Below are 20,197 nucleotides of genomic sequence, written 5' to 3' on the forward strand. Positions count from 1 at the left end.
CCTAGCGTAATGCTTGTATATGTAACTGATGTATCATTTCACCTGGTAACAATGGGGTTGCTTCGCCGTTGGCATAGGCTGCAAACCCCGCTCGATAAAACACCGATGATGGATGCCCACTTTGCCCACCAGCAATCGTCATTATCGCTTTATCTAATTCACCCGGCTGGGCAATAAAACGCTGTGATGCGCCAAAACTTGGCCCTTGTACCGCAGGCATGAATGTATCGCCAAACGCCGGAACTCTTGGCATATCAAGTAAGCCGCTCAAGATCGGAAGTTGTTGGCTAAACGGATGACCAATGGTGAGTGCATTAACATTGCCCCAGCGCCACGCTTGCATGTCACTGCCATAAGACGCGCTCAGAGTCTCTTTTACTGTTTGGTAAGCTGCTAGCTGTAGCGCATTCCAATCTTTATGACCATTCAACCAGCTTTCAGGCTGCTCGGTAAGCAACTGCCAAATCGCTGGCTCTAAATAGTTTTTTATGCTGCTCAAGGAGCTACCTCGCGCCCGAAGTTTTTCCTCTATGGGCGCTAACGCAACGTCAATCACCGCGGCTCTGAAGTGTTTAACCAAAGTATATCCCACCGACTCAGCACACGCACAGGCTTGCCAAGCTGCAAGGTGTTTTAAATCAGTCGCATACTGTTGCTTACTTTGCTCTGACACGCTTAATAACTGTGTTAAGCGTTCATGCCACGGCTTTAAAAACAACGCCTCGTTATCTTGTTGTAGCAGGTTAAAGTCACGCTCATTAAATTGTTGCTTGCTCAGTAAACGATCGCGTATCTGCACCGCTCTGGCACCCAATGCATATCCGCCATCGCCAAAGCGCAGGTGTTCGCGCACAGACATGACACGGGAATTAGCGCTCCACAACCTTCCTTCAGCTGGATTAACGACAGATGGCCGTTGTGTTTCATTTTGCTGCCAACCTGTTGGAAAGTCAGCAGCAAGTACGGCTAGGTCGACAGGTTCAGTACGCCTAGGAATGGCTCCCATCGGTTGCCAACCGATGTGTCCCAAATGATCAACGACCATTAAGTTTTGTACTGGAATACCCACATCTGGTGCAAGAGACATCGCTTCATTAACGTTGCCTGCACGCTCAAACTCAAGCAGGTTTAAGTTAACAGCATAAGGCTGATGCGCAACCCAGCTCAGTGCATATTGCTTGTCATTAAATGCTTTAACTGGCCCAAATTCACTCATCGTCAGCTCATACTGATGAAGCTCGCCGTTGGGCAGTGCTATCTTTTCAAACTCCTGCCAAGTATTACTTTGCTCATCTAGCTCCACCCAGTCAGCCACATCTAAATAGCCGTTGGTAAATCCCCAGGCCACTTTGTTGTTCGTCCCCACAACGATGGCCGGCGCACCGGGTAATGACACGCCAGTTACCTGTATTTGCTCGTCTTCAAACTTATAGTTAAGCTGCGCACGATACCAAATTGCGGGCACATTCAGTCCCAAATGCATATCATCAGACACCATGGCCTTATTTGTTTCGGTTAAGGCCCCAGTAACAGCCCAGTTATTACTGCCATAATGTGGTAAAGACTTAATATGTCGAGCCATTACAGGGCTGTTATTTGAGTCAAGCGTGGGGGTAGGCACAGTTCCTACGGGCAGTTCAGAGCCATCGAGTGCCGCTTGATAATGACTGGGTTGGGTAAGAAAGGCTTTCATCTTTGCACCAAATAGACTATCGATTTGGATAAGAGCCTGATCTCGCTCAAAGTTACCCGCTTGTAAGTCCAAATACATGGCAAAAATCACCAAAATGCTGTCAGCGGGTTGCCATGCTCTAATTTGTGCCCCTGTAAGGTAATATTCGAAAGTATTGAATCCCGCCTGCGCTTGCCCCTCATTTACACCCTGAGTGTAGGCTGTTAAAACGTTTTTATGCGACTGTGGCAGCTGCGCGTAAATTTGTTCACTGCGCTCACGAAACTGATGAAAGCGCATTTGCTTGTCTAAATTGAGTGCCGCCTCACCAAATAATTCGCTCAACTCCCCCGCGGCATTGCGACGCAGTAAATCCATTTGAAAAAAGCGATCTTGCCCATGGGCAAAGCCCAAGCCATAAGCCGCATCTTGACGATTTTGCGCCTTAATGACTGCTTGCCCCAAGCTATCTCTGGCAATTTTTATATCAGCGCTAATAGCACGGCTACTTTGTTTACCATCTAATGTTGGTAGACTCAAAAAAAGCAAACCATAAATCATCGCCGTTGCCGCCAGACCTATCAGCACGAGTAATGTTAATAACCATTTAAGTACCTTGAGCATATCCTTTCCTAAATCAGTCTTATCTGTTTTTTATTTAATCAGGTAATTGTGACAATTGCCTAACATAAGTCGTTATTCAATGCGGCGTTAGCAGCTACAGCGTATGTCATATTGCGCGAATAGACTCAGTGTAATTCGGGTCAATCACAGTGCTTTTTTATTGTAGAACAAACCTTTTGATCAACCACACTGTAGACTATAGTTAAAAAACGCTCAGCAACTCTCGATAAGCAATGTTTGCAAATTTGTCCAATGCACCAAGGAAGACGCAATCGATCAAAATCAGCTTTTGGCTCTTTTTGTGCGCGGTTATCATTTCGGGCTGGTACGTCGACTCAGTCAACCACAATCGTTTGATGCAAGAAGAAAAAAGCATAGCCTATGAAACCGTCAACGTGTATCGCACCCAAATTGAAGGGATCTTAAACACTAATATTCAATTAGTTAGAGGGTTAGCCATTGCGATCACCCGTGAAGAAAGCCTCACGCAAGCTTCCTTCGAACGTATCGCGGAACCTCTGTATCGCTCAAGCGGAGTCTTACGTAATATTGGTGCGGCACCCGATATGACCTTGCAATACATTTATCCACTTGCCGGTAACGAAAAAGCTATCGGCTTAAATTATACCACTCACCCCGAGCAAAGCGGGGCTGCTCTCAAAGCGAAAAATACCGGAGAAATTGTACTATCTGGACCGTTAAATTTAGTACAAGGAGGGCAAGCAATTATTGCTCGGGTGCCTGTCACAGACAAAGATAATCAATTCTGGGGGCTTATTTCGGTTGTGATAGACACACAGAAGCTCTTCTCATTGGCCCGACTAGAAGATTTATCACAACAGTACATAGTCGCAATACAGGGCAAAGATGGTCTGGGCGAGCATGGCGAGTTCTTTTATGGTGACAGCAACATCTTACTTGAAGAGCCCCTCTCGCTGTCGATAAACGTATTGTCGGGTCAGTGGAAACTTTACGTTTATCCACGCGGCGGATGGAACCCAGAAAGTGCCACGATTTGGCCATTTAGACTGGCACTATTCACCATCATTTTGCTCTTTATGTGCGCATTTTTGTTTTTTAATCGCTTACTCAAACAGCTTGAAGACAATGCACATTCATTAACCAGTATGGGTGCCCTAGCGGAGGTGGGAGCTTGGACCGTTAACTTGAAAACACGAAATATTAGCTGGTCCGAAGTTACCAAACAAATATTTGAAGTGCCTGAAGATTATCAGCCCTCTTGGATAGCCACAACAGAGTTCTTTGTTGCAGGTGCGCAACGACGTTTGATGCAAGACACATTCGACAAGGCCATAAAGCAAGGTATTGAGTTCGAGCAAGAGATGCTAATAAAAACCGCTAAAGGGCAAGAGCGCTGGGTTTTACTTAAAGGCAGAGTTGTTAGAAACGGCCAATTCACTACACAAGTATATGGTTCGGTACAAAATATTCATGCCCGCAAATGTCTTGAAATAGAACGCAATAAAGTAGCTAAAAACAATGAATTACTGGCTCAACTCAGTAGCCATGAAGCAGTACTGAACTTGAAACTGGAACCCGCGCAGAAAGTCGCCACTAAAGTGATCTGCGAAGGGTTAGAGGCACAGCGCGCCAGCATTTGGCTGCTCAATGCAGATGGCACACAGCTTATTCCAATGAGCTTTAGTGATACAAGCGGAGATAACCTCCAGCACTTCCCGCCTTGGCGTAAAAAACAGTTACCGGAACTGTTCGAAGCAGTCTATAAACAAGAGCTTATCCTGGCCAATTTTGCCCATACACATAATTGCACTAAAGAGCTCAAAGACAACTATCTGAGTCCATATGAAATTAACGCCATATTTGGTTGTAGCATTTCCTATAAAGGCCACGCCATCGGTTTGTTGTGCGCTGAGTACCAACACCCGCATTTGCAGTGGGATGCGACCGATGAAAAACTCATTAAAGCTGTTTCCGCCACACTTGGTAGCCTGTTTGCAAGCCGAGAGCAACAACAAGCAAGACAAAAAGCGGTGATGGAAAAGGAGCTCGCCCAGCAATCAGCCAAAATGAAAGCGGAGTTCCTGGCGAGTATGAGCCATGAGATCCGCACACCAATGAACGGGGTATTGGGTATGCTAGATGTGGTCATGCATTCAAACCTTCCTCCATCTCAAAAGCATCATCTACAACTGGCGAAAAGCTCGGCCGAATCTTTACTAACCATTATCAATGACATCCTAGATTTCTCTAAAATTGAAGCGGGTAAGTTGGATGTAGAAAAGATTGATTGCGATTTAGTTCAAGTGGTTAGCGAAAGTATAAGCAATTTCGCACCTAGCGCTCACGAGCAACACACCACATTGATTTTGGATACCCATGGTATGCAGGTGCAGTTTGCTAAAACAGATCCCCATAGACTCAAACAAATACTCAATAATTTACTGAGCAACGCGATTAAGTTTACTGAGAATGGCAAAGTTACCTTAACCTGCTACACAGAACAGCAAGCTCAGCATACGCGGCTATGGTGTAATGTCGAAGATACCGGTGTAGGGATCAGTAAACCCCAGCTCACAAAGATATTTGATTCCTTTACCCAAGCCGATCCCTCTACAACTCGAAAATTTGGCGGTACTGGATTAGGTTTAACCATAGCAAAGCAACTGTGTGGCCTGCTTGGGGGCTCGCTCAACGCCTACAGCAAAGTCGGAGTTGGCAGCACCTTTAGCTTCTATATTGAATTACATGAGCCCAAAGCCCTAGCCCCTGTATATACTCACTGCGATTGTTTGCTTGTCATTGATGAGCAATTGCAAACTCTGGCCAATAACCATAGCCTGTTTGCAGCATGGGGGATCCGCTTACTGCACGCCACCTCTTTAGAACAAGCGCTTGTTATTGTTCATAAAGAAAATTTGAAACACCCTGCCATCGTCGTTACCTCAGAGGTACTCAATGATGCAGACCAAAATCAAGTAAAGCAACTTGAGCACTTGATCAACAACTCCTGTGCTGGATTTGCAATATTAAGCGAGCACCTTGGTAATAATGAAGAGCAAAGCCCACTCAAGCCTGATTTAATGCTTTTAAAACCGCTCACACCAGCAGATATGCTGAAACTATGTCAGCTGCAAGCGAGTGAGCAGCCCCCGCCAAACAGTGCTCAACAGGACCTTAGCCACCTCAATGTACTGCTTGTGGAAGACAATAAAGTAAATCAAACCGTTGCACTGAAGCTGCTATCTAGGTTTGGTATACACGCTGACAGTAAAGATGATGGTCAACAGGCGCTGGCTCATCTAAAACAAGTAAACCAACCTTACGATATTATTCTAATGGATTGCCTAATGCCCGAACTCAACGGCTATCAAGCGACTAACCAAATACGTAACGGCAGCGTTGGAAAACATCATAAAGATACTCCCATTATCGCACTGACAGCGAATGCTATGCAGGGAGATCGTGAAAAATGCCTTGCCGCGGGTATGGACGATTATATCGCAAAGCCCATTAAGGTAGATGAACTCGAACAAAAGCTACAACAATGGAGCCCAAACACTAAACAAAACCTCGCCAATAGCGTACAGTAAGAAAAAAATGTTGGAGTCAAAACATGGAATTGAGCGAAATAGAGCAACGTATCGTCGGTTGTTTGTTAGAAAAACAAAGTACCACACCAGAACATTACCCACTGTCTCTTAACGCATTAACCAACGCCTGTAATCAAAAATCTAATAGAGAACCCGTCATGAGCCTTAGTGAATCAGACGTATTGGATGCCTTGGCTCAGTTGCAAACCAAACATATTGTACTGGTTGATGAAGGGCTGTCTGGGCGAGTGAATAAGTACAGCCATAGATTTTGTAACACTGAGTTCAGTCGCTTGCAATTTAGCGAGCAACAAAGAGCCATTGTGTGTTTATTACTACTTAGGGGACCACAAACCCCCGGAGAACTGAGAACCCGCAGTGCTAGATTAGCCACATTTACACAAATGAGTGAGGTAGAACAAGCACTTGAGGAGTTACAGCACCAAGGTTTTGTCCAAAAGCTAGCAAGAGAACCGGGTAAACGCGAGAGCCGTTTTATTCATTTGTTTCAAAGCATCGAGCAACACCTTGCAGCCACACCTTTGAAAAGTGACACGCAAAAGCTCGGAAATTCGGAACTAGACGCCCTGCTTAGTGAAATTGAACAGCTCAAACAAGAGTTAGCTGCAATCAAACAACACTTAGGGCTTTAAATTCAGCACTAATAAAAACATAATATCCCCAAATAGCATTGGCAAAGAGGAGCATAGAATGCGCCAGGCGATCATGGCAGAAATGCAGGTACAACCACACATAGATGTGGCTTTTGAAATTACGCGTCGAATCAACTTTATCAAACAGCGTCTGGTTTCAGCACACTGCCAGACACTCGTTCTAGGGATCAGTGGCGGTGTTGACTCATCAACATGTGGCAGATTATGTCAGCTAGCAGTGGATGAGCTAAACGCCGAACACAATACCGACCGCTACCAATTTATTGCGATGCGATTACCTTATGGTATTCAAGCTGATGAAGATGAAGCTCAACTGGCATTAGATTTTATTCAGCCTTCGCAACGCGTTACGGTAAATATTAAACCCGCTGTAGACGCAATGCATGAGCAAGCGATGCAGGCAATGCAAGTGGCAGAGCTCGCTATTCCTACACAAACTTCCGTAGACTTTATCAAAGGCAACGTAAAAGCGCGCCAGCGTATGGTCGCACAATATGAAATTGCAGGTTTAACGCAAGGTTTGGTGGTTGGCACCGATCACAGTGCGGAAAACATTACAGGTTTTTACACCAAGTTTGGTGATGGAGCATGTGATTTAGCACCTCTATTTGGCTTGTCAAAGCGTCAAGTGCGCGCCTTAGCAGCACACTTAGAAGCGCCCGTTGAGCTAGTCACGAAGGCGCCGACCGCGGACTTGGAATGCGATAGACCGGGCCTAACTGACGAAGAAGCATTGGGTTTAAGTTATGATCAGATTGATGATTTCTTAGAAGGCAAAGAAGTGGATGACTCTGTCGCCGAAAAATTGATTGCAATTTATCAGCGCACCCAACATAAGCGCCAGCCAATTCCAACGGTTTACGATTAAACTAGTTAGCACAGTACAAAATGATCTGTACTGTGCCTTTTCCCAATGCCATTCGCATGATTACCTCTTTAAAGCTATTTTATTGATAAACCCTGAATTACGGTGATCGACAAACTAAAACATGACGTAATAATTACGTTATAGTTAACTTATTGATATTCTCAGAGGATAACCGGTCTTAATGACAGCTCCCATATTAATAACTGGTGCAGGACAGAGAATTGGCCTTGCGCTTGTTCAGCATTTTTCCGCGAAAAACCAGCCTGTGGTGATGACATATCGAACTCGTTACGATGCGATTGATGAGTTAGAGCAGCTAGGTGTTCATTGTATACAGGTGGATTTTGACCACGCCGACTCATTAGCAAAGCTCGAAATGACGATAAGAACACATTACGACGCGTTAAGAGCAATTGTACATAATGCCTCAAGCTGGGATTGCGAACAAAACAACCCTGATTTTAACCAGTTGTTCGACAACATGATGCGCATCCACGCAAAAGTTCCCTATCAGCTCAACTTGGCGCTAGCTGATCTGTTACTTGCAGGTGAGTCGGTAGCAGATATCATACACCTGACCGACTATGTGGTGGAAACAGGAAGCCCGAAACACATCGCATATGCCGCCAGCAAAGCTGCTTTAGACAACCTAACCAAGTCTTTTGCTAGTAAATACGCACCGAACATAAAAGTGAATTCTATCGCACCGAGTTTGATTATTTTTAATCAACACGATACACCCGAATATAAAGCTAAAACGCTCAAAAAGTCGCTCATGGGCATAGAGCCTGGCTGTAAGGAAATTATTAGTAGTGTTGAGCTGCTACTCAACAGTGACTACATCACGGGTCGTAGTTTACCTGTGGATGGTGGACGTCACCTCAAATAAAAGAGAACATTATGCACGACAATTTAAAAGACAGTTATAAGCAAATCATTGAGGCCGTAGGAGAGGATAGCAACCGTGAAGGATTGTTAGAAACACCAAAGCGCGCAGCAAAAGCAATGGAATACCTTACCAAAGGATATCGTGAAACACTCGAAGAAATCACTAATAACGCGGTATTCACATCTGACGCGGATGATATGGTATTGATACAAGACATAGAACTGTATTCTATGTGTGAGCACCACTTACTACCTTTTGTTGGCCGTTGTCATATCGCCTATATACCAAATGGAAAAGTACTCGGCTTATCTAAATTCGCACGCATTGTGGATATGTTCGCACGTCGCTTTCAAATTCAGGAACAGCTCACACATCAAATTGCCAAAGCCGTAGAGCAAGTTACTCAGGCAAAAGGTGTCGGTGTTATTGTCGAAGCAAAACATATGTGTATGATGATGAGAGGTGTTGAAAAGCAGAACTCACAAATGCGTACTTCTGTGATGCTAGGTAACTTTAGAGAAGACCCTAAAACGCGCAATGAGTTTATGCAACTGGTAAAAAACTAAGGACAGGCTATGCAAAATGCCATTATCAACATCACTAACCTGCGACTCCGCACGTTCATTGGTTTTAATCCTGAAGAACGCGAGAAAAAGCAGGATGTAGTGTTGAACATCGAAATTCATTATCCCGCGGATACAGAATGTATTAATCATGATGAAGTTGATCATGCTTTAAATTATAAGACCGTTACCAAAGCAGTGATCAAGCTCGTGGAAGACGGTCACTTCCTGTTGTTAGAAAAACTCGTTGCAGATGTTTTGAGTGAGTGTCATCGTCATCATAGTGTCACCTACGCTAAGGTCAGAGTGGATAAACCCCATGCTCTGCGCTTTGCCGATTCAGTTTCTTTGACTCTAGATTGGCATAAATGAGCAGCTAAAAAAGCTGCTCTACTCCAACCGCTAGCGTTATCACTACCGCGTATCGTATCCCTTTACCAATCAACACCAAGGGGAGGAATATTCTTTTTCGCACTTTGAACACCCCTGCTAGTAGCGTCAAAGGATCGCCTATCACCGGCACCCAAGAAAACAATAAACTCAACGTGCCATAACGACTAAAGTGCAGTCTCGCCTGACTAAACTTTTGTGGTGATACCGGAAACCACTTGGCGCTTTCAAAGCGCAGCAAGTTGATACCCAACCAATAGTTAATACAACTTCCCAACACATTACCGAATGTAGCAACTGCCCACAGAATGACGAACTGCGCATTGTCAGCCATGGCCAGTCCTGATAACAACACTTCTGAAGAACCCGGTAACAGAGTGGCTGAGCTCAATGCTGAGATAAATAAGCCACTGTAAATCCACATCTTTTCCTACTACCTTCAACGAAATATAGTTATGCTACTAACATTAACTAAAGACTCACAGTTCAACAGGAAGACACCTATGATAAACAAGGTTCATAAACTCTGTATCGCCACAGCCGTACTTATTGGTATGTCGGGATGCGTTTCATCGCACACAGTCCCATCTAATGATAAAGGCTATGAAACGTACATCGCACAAGGCGAACCCTTTAAACATAATCGCTTTACCAGCACCCAAGGTGAGACCATAGAGCTCAATGGTACTCGTAAGCTAGTTATCTTATTTGCTACTTGGTGCAGTGACTCTCAGCGCGCATTAAAAGAAATAAAAGCGTCTGCACTGGTCACAGACCCAACTTTACAGATCATTGCAATTGGCCGCAATGAGGACAAAGAATCACTCGATAAGTTTAATGATGAGTATCAGCTACCATTTCCTTTAGTAGCCGACCCAGAACGAGAAATATATAGCCACTATGCCAATGCTGGCATCCCAAGGCTGATTTTATTAGATGAGAATAACCTAGTGGTAAAAACACTGATTGGTGAAGAGCCAACCATCGTGGATAAGTTGGTATGGAGCAAGTAATTAACCAGCTTGTTAAAACAAAAACGCCAGTCAAATGACTGGCGTTTTTAGTTTAAAGTTCAATGCTTACTTTTGTTTACGACGACGTAGCGCAGCAAACGGAGCAGCTAGAAGCATCAACCAAGCTAGTGAACCTGAAGAGCTCTTCTTAGGCTCTGGAGTCACGTCTGGAGTCGTTGGTTCTGGCTCAGGCTCAGCAACATCAGCAACTTCGATAGTTACCGTTGTTGGTGCAAGCATCAGCTCACTTTCACCTGCAGCTTTTGCGGTATACGTAAAGCTGTCAGTACCGAAGAAGTCTGCGTTAGGCGTGTATACAGCCTTACCTTCAACAAACTCTACTGTACCGTTAGCTGGCGCATCAACAACTGCTAGAGTCGCTGCATCAAAGCCTGCTTCAGGCGCATCGAATACCACACTTTGTATTGCACGTTCGTTATCAGCACCACTCACTCGCATTGTTAGTGGGATGAAATCGATATGCTGAGCCGTGTCATTCGCTAATACGTCGATAGCTTCCGATACTGTATCTTCGTCCATTTCGATAACATCAGCTGCACCCACTTTGATGTGCGCATCTTCAGCCAGTTTCACCTTAACACCAAGGTCTAGATCACCACCTAACTGATATGTAAATTGCATCAGCTGATTTGCAACTGGTGCTTGACCTTCGCCATTGTAGTATGCCTGAAGACCAATTGAACCAGCATCATTCTCAACACCAACTGTCAGTCTCTCTGGAATTCTAGGAACATCGATGTAGTTGAATAGAACTTCTTCTTCACCATTTAAGCTGATCCAAGCTTGGAAAGAGAACGTGTCACCTGATGTGTCACTGAACAGTTGTGCATCAGCCCACTCTAGAACAAGGTATGTACTATCGGTGGTAGAAGCTAAACCGAAGTACATTTGACCGCCTTCAGTTTCACCATCTCCTTGTAAATCAAGGTCAGTCCAGAATGGTGCAATTAAGCTGTTTTGACCACTCGTTGACGGGATTGAACTATTGCCACCAGTACCCTCACCAGTACCGCTACCAGCGATAACTAAACCGTTACTCGTTACAGTAACAGAACCGTATTCTTTACCACCTAACTTCATAGTGAAGCCAGCACCAGCAAGGTTCAATGAGTATTGCGTGTCATCACAATTACCTGAACAATCAACTGGGTCAGTTTGACCTTGTAGACGGTAATTAATACCAGCGCCCATTGCACCTGAGAATTTAGCGCGATCTAGCGTACCAATCCAGCCAATGTGACCTGTTTCAACGTTAACGCCAGACTGAACTTCCTCACCATTTGCTAATTTATTTGTGAAGCTTCCATCAACCATCTCTAATGATTCAGGCAATAGAGAGTCAATGAATAGCTGACCGTCAAGCTGTTCGTTAGTAAAGCTGATGTTTACATCAAACTCTTCTGTAAGTGAAGCGCCAGAAGTAGAAATTGCTAAACCAGGTAGAGAAGCAGAAGCAGCGTATGCAGCTAGTGGTACGTGACCTACACGCTCACCGGCTTCGTTATATGCTTCCAAACGAGCAAATTGCCAGTCGTCTAAGCTAGTACCAGTAATGTTCAATGTTAAAGATGCAGCTTTCGCATCACCTGCTTCGCCATGCGCAGCAAGCTCTAATTCAGAAGTGTGCTCACCAGCAGATACACCGTCACCCAAGCCAACAACTTTGAAGCTTAGTTTCATTGCGCTGTCGGTCATGTTGCGAACTGTTACGTTGTAATCACAGCTCTCCAAACATAGCACTTCTGACAAGCCCATATCAGAGAAGGTTACTTGAGCGTCGATTGCACCAGCTAAGTCTAAACGACCTGCGCCGACATCAAAACCATCCGCAGGAGTAACAGTGTCAGACTTTTTCAGACCTTCTGTGTAACTCGTGTTAGCCAAAGCTGACTTGATCTCTTCTGCGCTCCATGTAGGGTATTTTTGCTTAAGTAAAGCAGCTGCACCAGCAACATGAGGGCCAGACATTGAAGTACCTGTCTTTTCTGTAAAGCTAGCTGAGCCATCACTCGCATTCAAACCCGCAGACAGGGTATTAGTACCTGGTGCTGCGATATTAGGCTTAAAGATTGATGGGTCGCCATTTGGACCTCTTGAAGAAGAACTTGTAACCGAATCTTTAGCCGCTTCATCGTGAACAATTTGGCTGATACCATCAACTGATAACATGCCATCAAAGCCTTCTGCCGAGATAGCTTCTACAAGTGCTTCACCATCAGTTTGGTCAATCATGAATGCTGGCAGCATTTCTGAGGCCATATCCATTACAAACGCTGAGCCAGGTCGGTTGTTATAAATAACAATTGCTTTTGCACCAGCATCAGCAGCATTCTTTGCCTTAGTAGAGAAGTTACATAAACCACGTGAGATTACTGCAAATGCGTCGTTAAATGCACCAGCAGAGAATGGCTGACAGCCTTCTACATTTTCGCTATCTACCGCAGCCGCCGCAACTGGCTTTGCAGAAATAACTATGTCGCCAGGAGTATTAGAACCTGTTATATGAATGATGTTCTCACCGCCATCTAACTTCATGCCAGAAGTAAAAATACGACCGTGGTTGGTATTTGCAACAGAAATTACTGATTCTAAGTTCGCTGGACCACCAATGGTCATTGCGCCAGAACCGCCGTTACCTGCTGAAACAACCGCTACAACACCCGCTTTTTCAATGTTTTCAAAAATTTCTTTGTACAAGCTGTCTTTAGGATCAGTACCGTAACCACCACCCCATGAGTTATTGATTACATCAGCACCGTCTTCTAATGCGTATTCAAGAGCTTCAAGCAACATTACGTCACTACCACTACCATTGAATAAACCTTTGTACACCATTATGTAGGCACCCGGTGCAACACCGCTTAGTTCTACAGCCGCACCTTTATATTCTGCGCTCACACTTGAACCAGCAGCCGTACCCGCAACGTGTGTACCGTGACCGCCTTTATCTAACGGACTATATACTTCTCCGGCCATATCGCCAGTAGGCAGAGAGTAACGCGCTACGATTACTTTGTTGTTACAAAAAGAAGGCTCTACTGTGTGACAATAATCATCAGTTGGTAAGTCAGACGGTGCTTCCATACCCGAATCATCAAACATTGGGTTAGTTGGAACAATACCACTATCAACGATAGCTACACGTATACCTTTACCTACATTTCGGTCACCACCAAGCTTTTCCCATGCTACAGGCGCATTGATAAGCGACAGAGAACTGTCCATTTGTTGTGTATACGTCTGTGATTTGAAAACTTTAGTTACACCGGGAAGTGCTTTTAGCTGCTCATAGATATCTTGTTGTGATTTAACAACGACCGCATTGATAGTTGAATCGAAATGACGCTCAACTTGAGCTCCAGGAATAGCTTGAGCCATTGTTGATGCAAACTGACTACGCTCTTGAGCTAAAACCTGTACATGAGACTGCACAGCTTGAGATTGCATCGAGTATTTGTTACCGCTAGCGTTCTTTTGCAACGCACCTTTAACATTTACAAGTGCAGGGCTCTCAAGACGAACGATGTAGTATTGCTGTTTAACCAGCATGTCGTCTTTGCTTCCTTTGGTGAAAGTCTTTTGATTTTCAATTTCCATTGATTTTAAGCTTAAAACTTCACCGACACCGGCTTGTGCATTAGCCATCATCAGTGCGCCACACACTGATGCAGCTATCGCTGACATTCTTATTTTATTAGACATGTTTTCCCCTAGGACTTGTTGTTTAATTATGTGTTGCTATTTTTCTAAAAGCGAATGGACATTTAATATAATGTAAACATGCGGGTACAAGCAACACACTAAAGACACAAATATGGCACCCTGTTCACAAAAACAAAATAATCATTCACAACACGCTGTTTTATATAGTCTTTTTTTTGTAAAAGAAAGTAAATATGACGTCAACCTGTCATAAAATACATGTAATTGGTAAGGTTTGTACTCCCCGCCAGAGACACAGTATCATCTATCACCGCATTGCACTTGCCTTGCTAGCAATTTTCCGTAACACTGGGCTGAAATACATTATTAATGGAGTAAGTAAGTGAAAAAGCTACTAATACTAGCCGTTGCATTGACAGGGTTTACGGCAACAAGTCAGGCAAATAACCTATTTGAAACTGGTGAAGACGCCATTGAATACCGTAAAGCTGCATTTCAACTGATCCGCTATCAAATTGGTGATATGGGTGACATGATGAAAGGCAAGGTTCCTTTTGATGCTAAACGATTTGCTGAACGCGCTAATAATGCAGCACAACTTTCAGCCATGCCGTGGGAAGCTTTTATTGACGGGTCAGATAAAGGCGATACAGATGCATTACCTGCAATTTGGTCAGACCGCGAAACGTTTGATAAAAAAGCTCAGGAATTTGCAAAATACGCTCAAGAGCTTGCGGTAGCGGCAAGCTCTGGCGATCAGAAAGTGATTGGCCCTGCATTTAAAAACTGGGCTAAAGGCTGTAAGGATTGCCATAAGTCTTTCAAAGACTAGAGAGTTCTAAATATGACCTAAACTCACGTTGTTTAGGTCATACGCTAGCTAACCCAATAAAGCCTGTAACGGTTGCACGCCCCAAGCTCCTAAAATAGCTATCGAAAACAGCACAAATATAATATATGCCAGCTTACCCGAGCGCATTTTGGGTGTAGCTGCCACGCCTTGCTCTTTACCTGTCAGCAGGGTTTTCACTAAGTTCTTACCTTTTATGCGATATACAATAATCGCCAAAACATGAAGCGTAATGGCTATCAATAATATCTCGAAGTTTTCATGATGAAGATCACTTGCTATTTCACTCCAAGATGAAGGGACATACGCCACCAGCGGTCCCTCTACGAGAATGTCATCGGTACTCATTAGGCCACTAAGCAGCTGGATGAAGATCAATACAAAAAACAGTAGCACCATATAACTACCAGCAGGATTGTGACCGACCTCTGACTCGTTCGAACGTATAGCTTTTAGTGCTGATATCGGTGAGTGAAGTAGCGCGCTAAATTTTGCTGTATCACTGCCAATCACTCCCCAAACTACACGCGCCAACATTAACGCCAATAGCAAATAGCCCGTAACAAAGTGTGCCTCCAAGTACCCTTCTTCGCCGGTCACATAGAGCACCACGATTGCCAATACAAGCAGCCAGTGAAAACCTCGTATAAACCCATCCCATACTTTTGTCATTTATATCTCTCCAACCTCAAACCAGAGGCATTCTATTGCCTGAGTAGTAATAAACAATATCAAATTCGAATTATAACGGCAGATAGAAGCGATTAATACGCTTTATGAGTAGGCAAGAACGCGCTATGTATCGAGCCTCTGTATAGAAAGTAACAATCCAAAGCGTGCAAATGTTATGGCTGTGACGACAATGACAGCACGCTGCGCGATGTTAATTTAGCAGTACTAGATGATGAAAATAGCAACATAACAATGTGATCTCCTGTCTAGTGACATAAGTAAATGATTAATAGAGTTCTGACTCGATAGTTTTACATAAACGTGTTAGCGTTCTTTTATCACTTTTGAGGACCCCAAGCTATGCGCTCATTTTACCAACTTTCTGCTACCACATTAAAAGGTCAGACATTTGACTTTGAAGAACTCCAAGGCAAAGTCGTGTTAATTGTTAATACTGCAAGTCAGTGCGGCTTAACACCTCAATATGAAGGACTCCAAGCATTGCACGATCAATACCAAGATCGCGGATTAGTCATCATGGGTTTTCCCTGTAATCAATTCGGTGGGCAGGAGCCTGGAGATGCCAACCAAATAGAACAAGGCTGTTTGGTAAATTATGGCGTAGATTTTATGATGATGGAAAAAATCGACGTGAATGGTGATACCACTCACCCCGTTTATCAGTATCTCAAAGATGCGTTGCCGGGGCTGTTTGGTAAACGTATCAAATGGAACTTTAGTAAATTTTTGATTGCCCGTGATGGCAGGCCGCTGCAACGTTTTGCGCCTACGACTAAACCAGAGAAACTCACTAAATCGATAGTCAACGCACTAAATGGCTAAACTATTTGTGGCATTAAAAAGGAGGCCAATGCCTCCTTTTTAATTAATCAAGATAATCGAAATCATCTTCACCTAAATTTTTGCGCAAGCGCTTTTGTTCAAGATAGTCATCGAGCTTTTTCTTTACCTTTCGCTTTTGCTTATCATGCTGATTACGGCCGAGGTTCTCGTACTCGTCATCTACAAAATCATCGTCAAGCGCATCATAAGAAAATGTCTTACCCACAACCCACTCCAATAAGTGTTAATAATAGTTACTTGGTGAAAGCGCGCTCACAACCGTGATCCCCTCACCTAAGTGTGTATTTAGCTGGAAATCTCAAATCTTGGAAGTGAGAGTTTTTTATCGTTTTAATAAAAATTTTTAATCATTGTTGTAGTTTTAGTCAAACAAGCTAAATTGTGGTCAAAAAACAAAATATGCCAAAATAAAAAAATGTCTTAAAAAATACCAAGCAACTGATATAAAAGATATTTTAATTTTGGCATTAGTTTTGAATAACCATTAGCGTATCTATCATCAGCAAGGATTTACCACATGAAAAAATTAATTTTGTTAGCAGCTTTATCTGCAAGTAGCGCGTCATTTGCACACTCACAAAATGACGGTTCACATCTACAATTTAGTTCTGATGACTGCAAAGTTAATTTTCAGAACGATGTTCGTATCACACCCGATGAGCTACTAATCACTAAAAACAATGATCAGGGTAAGCTACGTATTACTGACAATGGCGCATTATTTATCAACGGTGAGAAAGTCACTCTCAATACAGATCAACAACACGCGATTATGGACTATGCAGACGAACTGCGAGGTAAATTGCCTCAAGTTGCCAATATCGCCTTAGAAGGTATAAAAATAGCAGGCGTAGCACTAGATGAAGTAGCGGCTGCATTTGAATTGCAAGAATTTGGCTCATTGAGCACTCTATTAGAAGAGGTTCGGGTGGAGGTCAGTGATACCTTCTATCAACAAGGGGCATTTGTCATGGGTGAGAAAACCTTCAATGACTTTGGCAATAATTTTGAACAACAGTTTGAAGAACGCATAGAGTCGGCGGTCGAAGGTGCCATGATGGAATCAATTGGTAGCATTTTGATGGCCGTTGGTTCTCAAATGATAAGCTCAGGCGGTGATATGGAAAAGTTTGAGCAGCGCATGGAAAATATGGGGCAGCAAATAGAAGAAAAAGTTGAAATGCAAGCTCGAAACATTGAGCAACAAGCCCACGCATTGTGCGACCAATTTGCGGTGATTGCAAAAGCCGAAGACCAATTAAAGCAACAAATCCCTGCTTTATCTGGCTATCAATTATTCACCTTAAAAAATTAACAACACACAATCTCCCAAAAATAGTCGGCCTATGCTGACTATTTTTTTGCATGTGGGACTAGCTGTCCTAGTTGCGCAATCGCCTGTTCAGTTTCATGATCCCACACCACCCCATAGCTAATCCGAATACAGCTTTTGTATTTGTCGCTCGCACTAAATAGCACCCCAGGTGCAATACTAATCCCATGTGACAACGCCAAGTGAAATAATTTGGTTCCATCATACTGAGCACCCAAGTCTAACCACAAAACACACCCTCCCTTTGGTTCGCTCACGCGCACAAAATCTGGAAAGTACTGACGTAGCGCCATCACCATGTGCTCTTTTGCCACCAGCAAGCGCTTTCGCAATAATTTCAAATGGCGGTCATATTCACCACAAGCTAAATAGTCAGCGAGAACCCACTGGTTCATTAATGATGAAGAGCAACTAAAAGCTCGTTTTAGCCTCTTGGCTGGGCCAATAACCTGCGGCGCTATCAACCAGCCAATACGATAACTCGGTGCAGCTGTTTTAGAAAATGACGAACAGGTAATAACATTGCCTGTTGTCGAAAAGTAACGGGCAGGCTTACCACGCTGCTGCGTAAAGTGTAAATCGCCATACACATCATCTTCTATCAAAGTAACTTGATGGTGCTCAAGCAACTTCACTAATTGTGCTCGTCGCTCGTCTGGCATATATGAACCTAGCGGATTATTAATGCTGGTTGAAAAAATACACGCCTTAATATTTTGTTTGTTCATTGCTCGTTCTAAGTCTGCAAGCCACAACCCATCATCAGGACAAAGTGGTATCTCTACAGCTTTCAAACCAAGGCTTTCTATTAATTCCACAACACCAAAGTAACTGGGTGACTCAATCGCCACGACATCACCCGCAGAAGTAACACATTGTAGCGCTATCGCCAGTGCTTCCTGTGCTCCATTGGTGATCACAATTTCTTCTGGGCTCACGACGAGGCCCATATCTAGATATCGTTTGACAATTTGTCGTTTGAGCTCGGGTAAGCCATCAATTGCACCGTAGTTGACCATAGCCTGTCCTGCCATATTCATCGCCCTGCGCATTAGTTTTGCTAAGATTTTATCGGTGCTCGCCACAGCAACAGGATTTGCAATCCCCAGTGGCACAACGTGAGGCTGATGAATGGCTTGATAAACCTGCTCAATCAAACATTGCTTGTTCACAACGATGGGTTGAGTAGACAAACGTGAGCGTTTTGGCATGGCATGAGACACCTGAGCTGCTTGCAAAAAGTAGCCGGATTTTTCTTTGGCGACCACTTTCCCTTGTGCTTCTAACGCTTGGTAAGCCTGCTTAACGGTCGGGATACTGACTGCTAGCTTTTGCGCCATTACACGCAAAGAAGGCAACTTTTCTCCTGGACGAAGTACACCTTGCTCTGCCATTTGCGAGATTAGGTGAACGACCTGCTGATATAAGTAAACGCTTTGCTGCTTGGATACGACAAAACTCATTTCGTTCTCGATCTGTATAGGTTGTATTTATCATTTTCTGTATATGGTATATACACAATATACCCCTACAATGAGCATTATTCCAATCTATTCACAAAAGTAAGTTTACGCTTACAAACTTCAAGGTGTCAGTTATGAGGGATATGCTACTTTATTTGATCACAGTATTAATTTGGGGATCCACTTGGCTGGCCATTGAATTCCAATTAGGTGAAGTGAACGAAGTGGTTTCTCTTTGTTTGAGGTTTTCGTTAGCCGCTGGATGTATGTGGTGTTACGTACTGTTCAAAAAGCTCCCTATGCGATATTCATATAAAGACCATGGCTTCTTCATCTTGCTCGCAATATGTAACTTTGGTGCCAACTACCTCTTTCTGTATTGGGCTCAAAACAGTCTCAACTCTGCGATGGCATCCATTGCTTTTTCTCTATTACTGATCTTGAACATCGTTAACACCAGAGTGTTTTTTGGTAAGCCAATAGCCAAGCGTATTTACTTTGGTGCTGGATTAGGGCTACTTGGCATAATCTCTTTGTTCTGGCAGGATCTGAAATATTTCGATATCGACAACAGCGCAATCGGCGGCTTAACGTTAGCCTTGCTAGGGACGCTCATCGCCTCTTTCGGTAACATGGTGAGTGTACGCAATTCGAACCAACAAATCGGTGTTTTGCAAGGAAACGCGTGGGGCATGTTGTACAGCGCGGCTTTGCTCTTAGCGTACACACAATTCGCAGGTCATTCATTGGCTATTCAAGCTGACTGGCAGTATTGGGTATCGCTAGTATATCTTGCTGTTTTTGGCACAGTGATAGCCTTTGCCAGCTACTTTTCTCTGTTGAAGAGCATTGGCCCTGAACGCGCTAGCTATATCATCGTACTGTTCCCATTGGTCGCGGTCATGTTAAGCACCTACTTTGAAGGCTTTGTATGGCAAGAAAACACCTTTATCGGTTTTTTACTTGTCCTGTTTGGAAATGCCATCGTACTTACCCCATTTGACAAACTTCGAGCACGGTTAGCGCCTTCCCCAGTAAATAGCTAGCTTTGTTGCAATGCCACCAT

General features: G+C 43.8%; 17 protein-coding genes. 11 read left to right on the top strand and 6 right to left on the bottom strand.

Annotated elements, in window-relative coordinates; translation table 11 throughout:
* Position 1: 1 nt before the first annotated feature.
* Positions 2–2,296, bottom strand: a complete 2,295-nt coding sequence (locus C2M32_RS00185) for a penicillin acylase family protein (protein WP_105166546.1) — start codon at positions 2,294–2,296, stop codon at positions 2–4.
* A 356-nt stretch (positions 2,297–2,652) separates the two neighbouring features.
* Here C2M32_RS00185 and C2M32_RS00190 point away from each other — a divergent pair, with 356 nt between their 5' ends.
* From C2M32_RS00190 to folX, 6 genes are all read left to right on the top strand, one after another.
* A complete protein-coding gene (locus C2M32_RS00190; protein ID WP_234401184.1) occupies positions 2,653–5,868 on the top strand; it encodes an ATP-binding protein in 3,216 nt (1,071 codons plus the stop codon).
* A gap of 23 nt (positions 5,869–5,891) precedes the next feature.
* The gene (locus C2M32_RS00195; RefSeq protein WP_105166548.1) at positions 5,892–6,521 is read left to right on the top strand and encodes a YceH family protein; all 630 of its coding nucleotides are present in this window, start codon (positions 5,892–5,894) and stop codon (positions 6,519–6,521) included.
* A 58-nt stretch (positions 6,522–6,579) separates the two neighbouring features.
* Positions 6,580–7,410, top strand: a complete 831-nt coding sequence (gene nadE, locus C2M32_RS00200) for an ammonia-dependent NAD(+) synthetase (RefSeq protein WP_105166549.1) — start codon at positions 6,580–6,582, stop codon at positions 7,408–7,410.
* 181 nt (positions 7,411–7,591) lie between these two features.
* Positions 7,592–8,299: a dihydromonapterin reductase gene (gene folM / locus C2M32_RS00205; protein ID WP_105166550.1), complete on the top strand. Its 708-nt coding sequence runs from the start codon at positions 7,592–7,594 to the stop codon at positions 8,297–8,299.
* 11 nt (positions 8,300–8,310) lie between these two features.
* Positions 8,311–8,865 carry a GTP cyclohydrolase I FolE gene (folE, locus tag C2M32_RS00210; protein ID WP_105166551.1) on the top strand — a complete coding sequence of 185 codons (555 nt, stop codon included), beginning with the start codon at positions 8,311–8,313 and terminating at the stop codon, positions 8,863–8,865.
* A 9-nt stretch (positions 8,866–8,874) separates the two neighbouring features.
* Entirely contained in the window at positions 8,875–9,234 is a 360-nt protein-coding gene (gene folX, locus C2M32_RS00215) for a dihydroneopterin triphosphate 2'-epimerase (RefSeq protein WP_105166552.1), read from the top strand.
* A 4-nt stretch (positions 9,235–9,238) separates the two neighbouring features.
* On the opposite strand, the gene C2M32_RS00220 is transcribed toward folX, so the two are convergent.
* Positions 9,239–9,676 (bottom strand): YqaA family protein, encoded by a 438-nt coding sequence (locus C2M32_RS00220; RefSeq protein WP_105166553.1) that lies wholly within the window; start codon positions 9,674–9,676, stop codon positions 9,239–9,241.
* Between the two features lie 79 nt (positions 9,677–9,755).
* Between C2M32_RS00220 and C2M32_RS00225 the strand changes: the two genes are divergently transcribed.
* Positions 9,756–10,265 (top strand): TlpA family protein disulfide reductase, encoded by a 510-nt coding sequence (locus C2M32_RS00225; protein WP_105166554.1) that lies wholly within the window; start codon positions 9,756–9,758, stop codon positions 10,263–10,265.
* A 66-nt stretch (positions 10,266–10,331) separates the two neighbouring features.
* On the opposite strand, the gene C2M32_RS21070 is transcribed toward C2M32_RS00225, so the two are convergent.
* On the bottom strand, positions 10,332–13,988 hold the full coding sequence (locus tag C2M32_RS21070; RefSeq protein ID WP_105166555.1) for a S8 family serine peptidase: 3,657 nt from the start codon (positions 13,986–13,988) through the stop codon (positions 10,332–10,334).
* A gap of 373 nt (positions 13,989–14,361) precedes the next feature.
* On the opposite strand from C2M32_RS21070, the gene C2M32_RS00235 reads away from it, so the two are divergent.
* Entirely contained in the window at positions 14,362–14,781 is a 420-nt protein-coding gene (locus C2M32_RS00235) for a c-type cytochrome (protein WP_442792687.1), read from the top strand.
* Between the two features lie 48 nt (positions 14,782–14,829).
* Here the strand turns inward: C2M32_RS00235 and C2M32_RS00240 are convergent, their stop codons facing one another.
* On the bottom strand, positions 14,830–15,471 hold the full coding sequence (locus C2M32_RS00240; protein WP_105166557.1) for a cytochrome b/b6 domain-containing protein: 642 nt from the start codon (positions 15,469–15,471) through the stop codon (positions 14,830–14,832).
* Positions 15,472–15,831: 360 nt separating this feature from the next.
* Here C2M32_RS00240 and C2M32_RS00245 point away from each other — a divergent pair, with 360 nt between their 5' ends.
* Positions 15,832–16,314: a glutathione peroxidase gene (locus tag C2M32_RS00245; protein ID WP_105166558.1), complete on the top strand. Its 483-nt coding sequence runs from the start codon at positions 15,832–15,834 to the stop codon at positions 16,312–16,314.
* 43 nt (positions 16,315–16,357) lie between these two features.
* On the opposite strand, the gene C2M32_RS00250 is transcribed toward C2M32_RS00245, so the two are convergent.
* Positions 16,358–16,540, bottom strand: coding sequence for a PA3496 family putative envelope integrity protein (locus C2M32_RS00250; RefSeq protein WP_070983449.1), 183 nt, complete (start codon positions 16,538–16,540; stop codon positions 16,358–16,360).
* A gap of 312 nt (positions 16,541–16,852) precedes the next feature.
* On the opposite strand from C2M32_RS00250, the gene C2M32_RS00255 reads away from it, so the two are divergent.
* Positions 16,853–17,650: a YggN family protein gene (locus C2M32_RS00255; RefSeq protein ID WP_105166559.1), complete on the top strand. Its 798-nt coding sequence runs from the start codon at positions 16,853–16,855 to the stop codon at positions 17,648–17,650.
* A gap of 38 nt (positions 17,651–17,688) precedes the next feature.
* Here the strand turns inward: C2M32_RS00255 and C2M32_RS00260 are convergent, their stop codons facing one another.
* Positions 17,689–19,131 carry an aminotransferase-like domain-containing protein gene (locus tag C2M32_RS00260; RefSeq protein WP_105166560.1) on the bottom strand — a complete coding sequence of 481 codons (1,443 nt, stop codon included), beginning with the start codon at positions 19,129–19,131 and terminating at the stop codon, positions 17,689–17,691.
* A gap of 134 nt (positions 19,132–19,265) precedes the next feature.
* Between C2M32_RS00260 and C2M32_RS00265 the strand changes: the two genes are divergently transcribed.
* A complete protein-coding gene (locus C2M32_RS00265) occupies positions 19,266–20,177 on the top strand; it encodes a DMT family transporter (protein ID WP_105166561.1) in 912 nt (303 codons plus the stop codon).
* Positions 20,178–20,197 lie beyond the last annotated feature (20 nt).

Source organism: Pseudoalteromonas sp. T1lg23B, from assembly GCF_002964665.1.
GTDB lineage: Bacteria > Pseudomonadota > Gammaproteobacteria > Enterobacterales > Alteromonadaceae > Pseudoalteromonas.

Coding starts and splice junctions, on each gene's coding strand:
- C2M32_RS00185 (WP_105166546.1), bottom strand. CDS start 2,296: ATGCTCAAGGTACTTAAATGGTTATTAACATTACTCGTGCTGATAGGT.
- C2M32_RS00190 (WP_234401184.1), top strand. CDS start 2,653: ATGCAAGAAGAAAAAAGCATAGCCTATGAAACCGTCAACGTGTATCGC.
- C2M32_RS00195 (WP_105166548.1), top strand. CDS start 5,892: ATGGAATTGAGCGAAATAGAGCAACGTATCGTCGGTTGTTTGTTAGAA.
- nadE (WP_105166549.1), top strand. CDS start 6,580: ATGCGCCAGGCGATCATGGCAGAAATGCAGGTACAACCACACATAGAT.
- folM (WP_105166550.1), top strand. CDS start 7,592: ATGACAGCTCCCATATTAATAACTGGTGCAGGACAGAGAATTGGCCTT.
- folE (WP_105166551.1), top strand. CDS start 8,311: ATGCACGACAATTTAAAAGACAGTTATAAGCAAATCATTGAGGCCGTA.
- folX (WP_105166552.1), top strand. CDS start 8,875: ATGCAAAATGCCATTATCAACATCACTAACCTGCGACTCCGCACGTTC.
- C2M32_RS00220 (WP_105166553.1), bottom strand. CDS start 9,676: ATGTGGATTTACAGTGGCTTATTTATCTCAGCATTGAGCTCAGCCACT.
- C2M32_RS00225 (WP_105166554.1), top strand. CDS start 9,756: ATGATAAACAAGGTTCATAAACTCTGTATCGCCACAGCCGTACTTATT.
- C2M32_RS21070 (WP_105166555.1), bottom strand. CDS start 13,988: ATGTCTAATAAAATAAGAATGTCAGCGATAGCTGCATCAGTGTGTGGC.
- C2M32_RS00240 (WP_105166557.1), bottom strand. CDS start 15,471: ATGACAAAAGTATGGGATGGGTTTATACGAGGTTTTCACTGGCTGCTT.
- C2M32_RS00245 (WP_105166558.1), top strand. CDS start 15,832: ATGCGCTCATTTTACCAACTTTCTGCTACCACATTAAAAGGTCAGACA.
- C2M32_RS00255 (WP_105166559.1), top strand. CDS start 16,853: ATGAAAAAATTAATTTTGTTAGCAGCTTTATCTGCAAGTAGCGCGTCA.
- C2M32_RS00260 (WP_105166560.1), bottom strand. CDS start 19,131: ATGAGTTTTGTCGTATCCAAGCAGCAAAGCGTTTACTTATATCAGCAG.
- C2M32_RS00265 (WP_105166561.1), top strand. CDS start 19,266: ATGAGGGATATGCTACTTTATTTGATCACAGTATTAATTTGGGGATCC.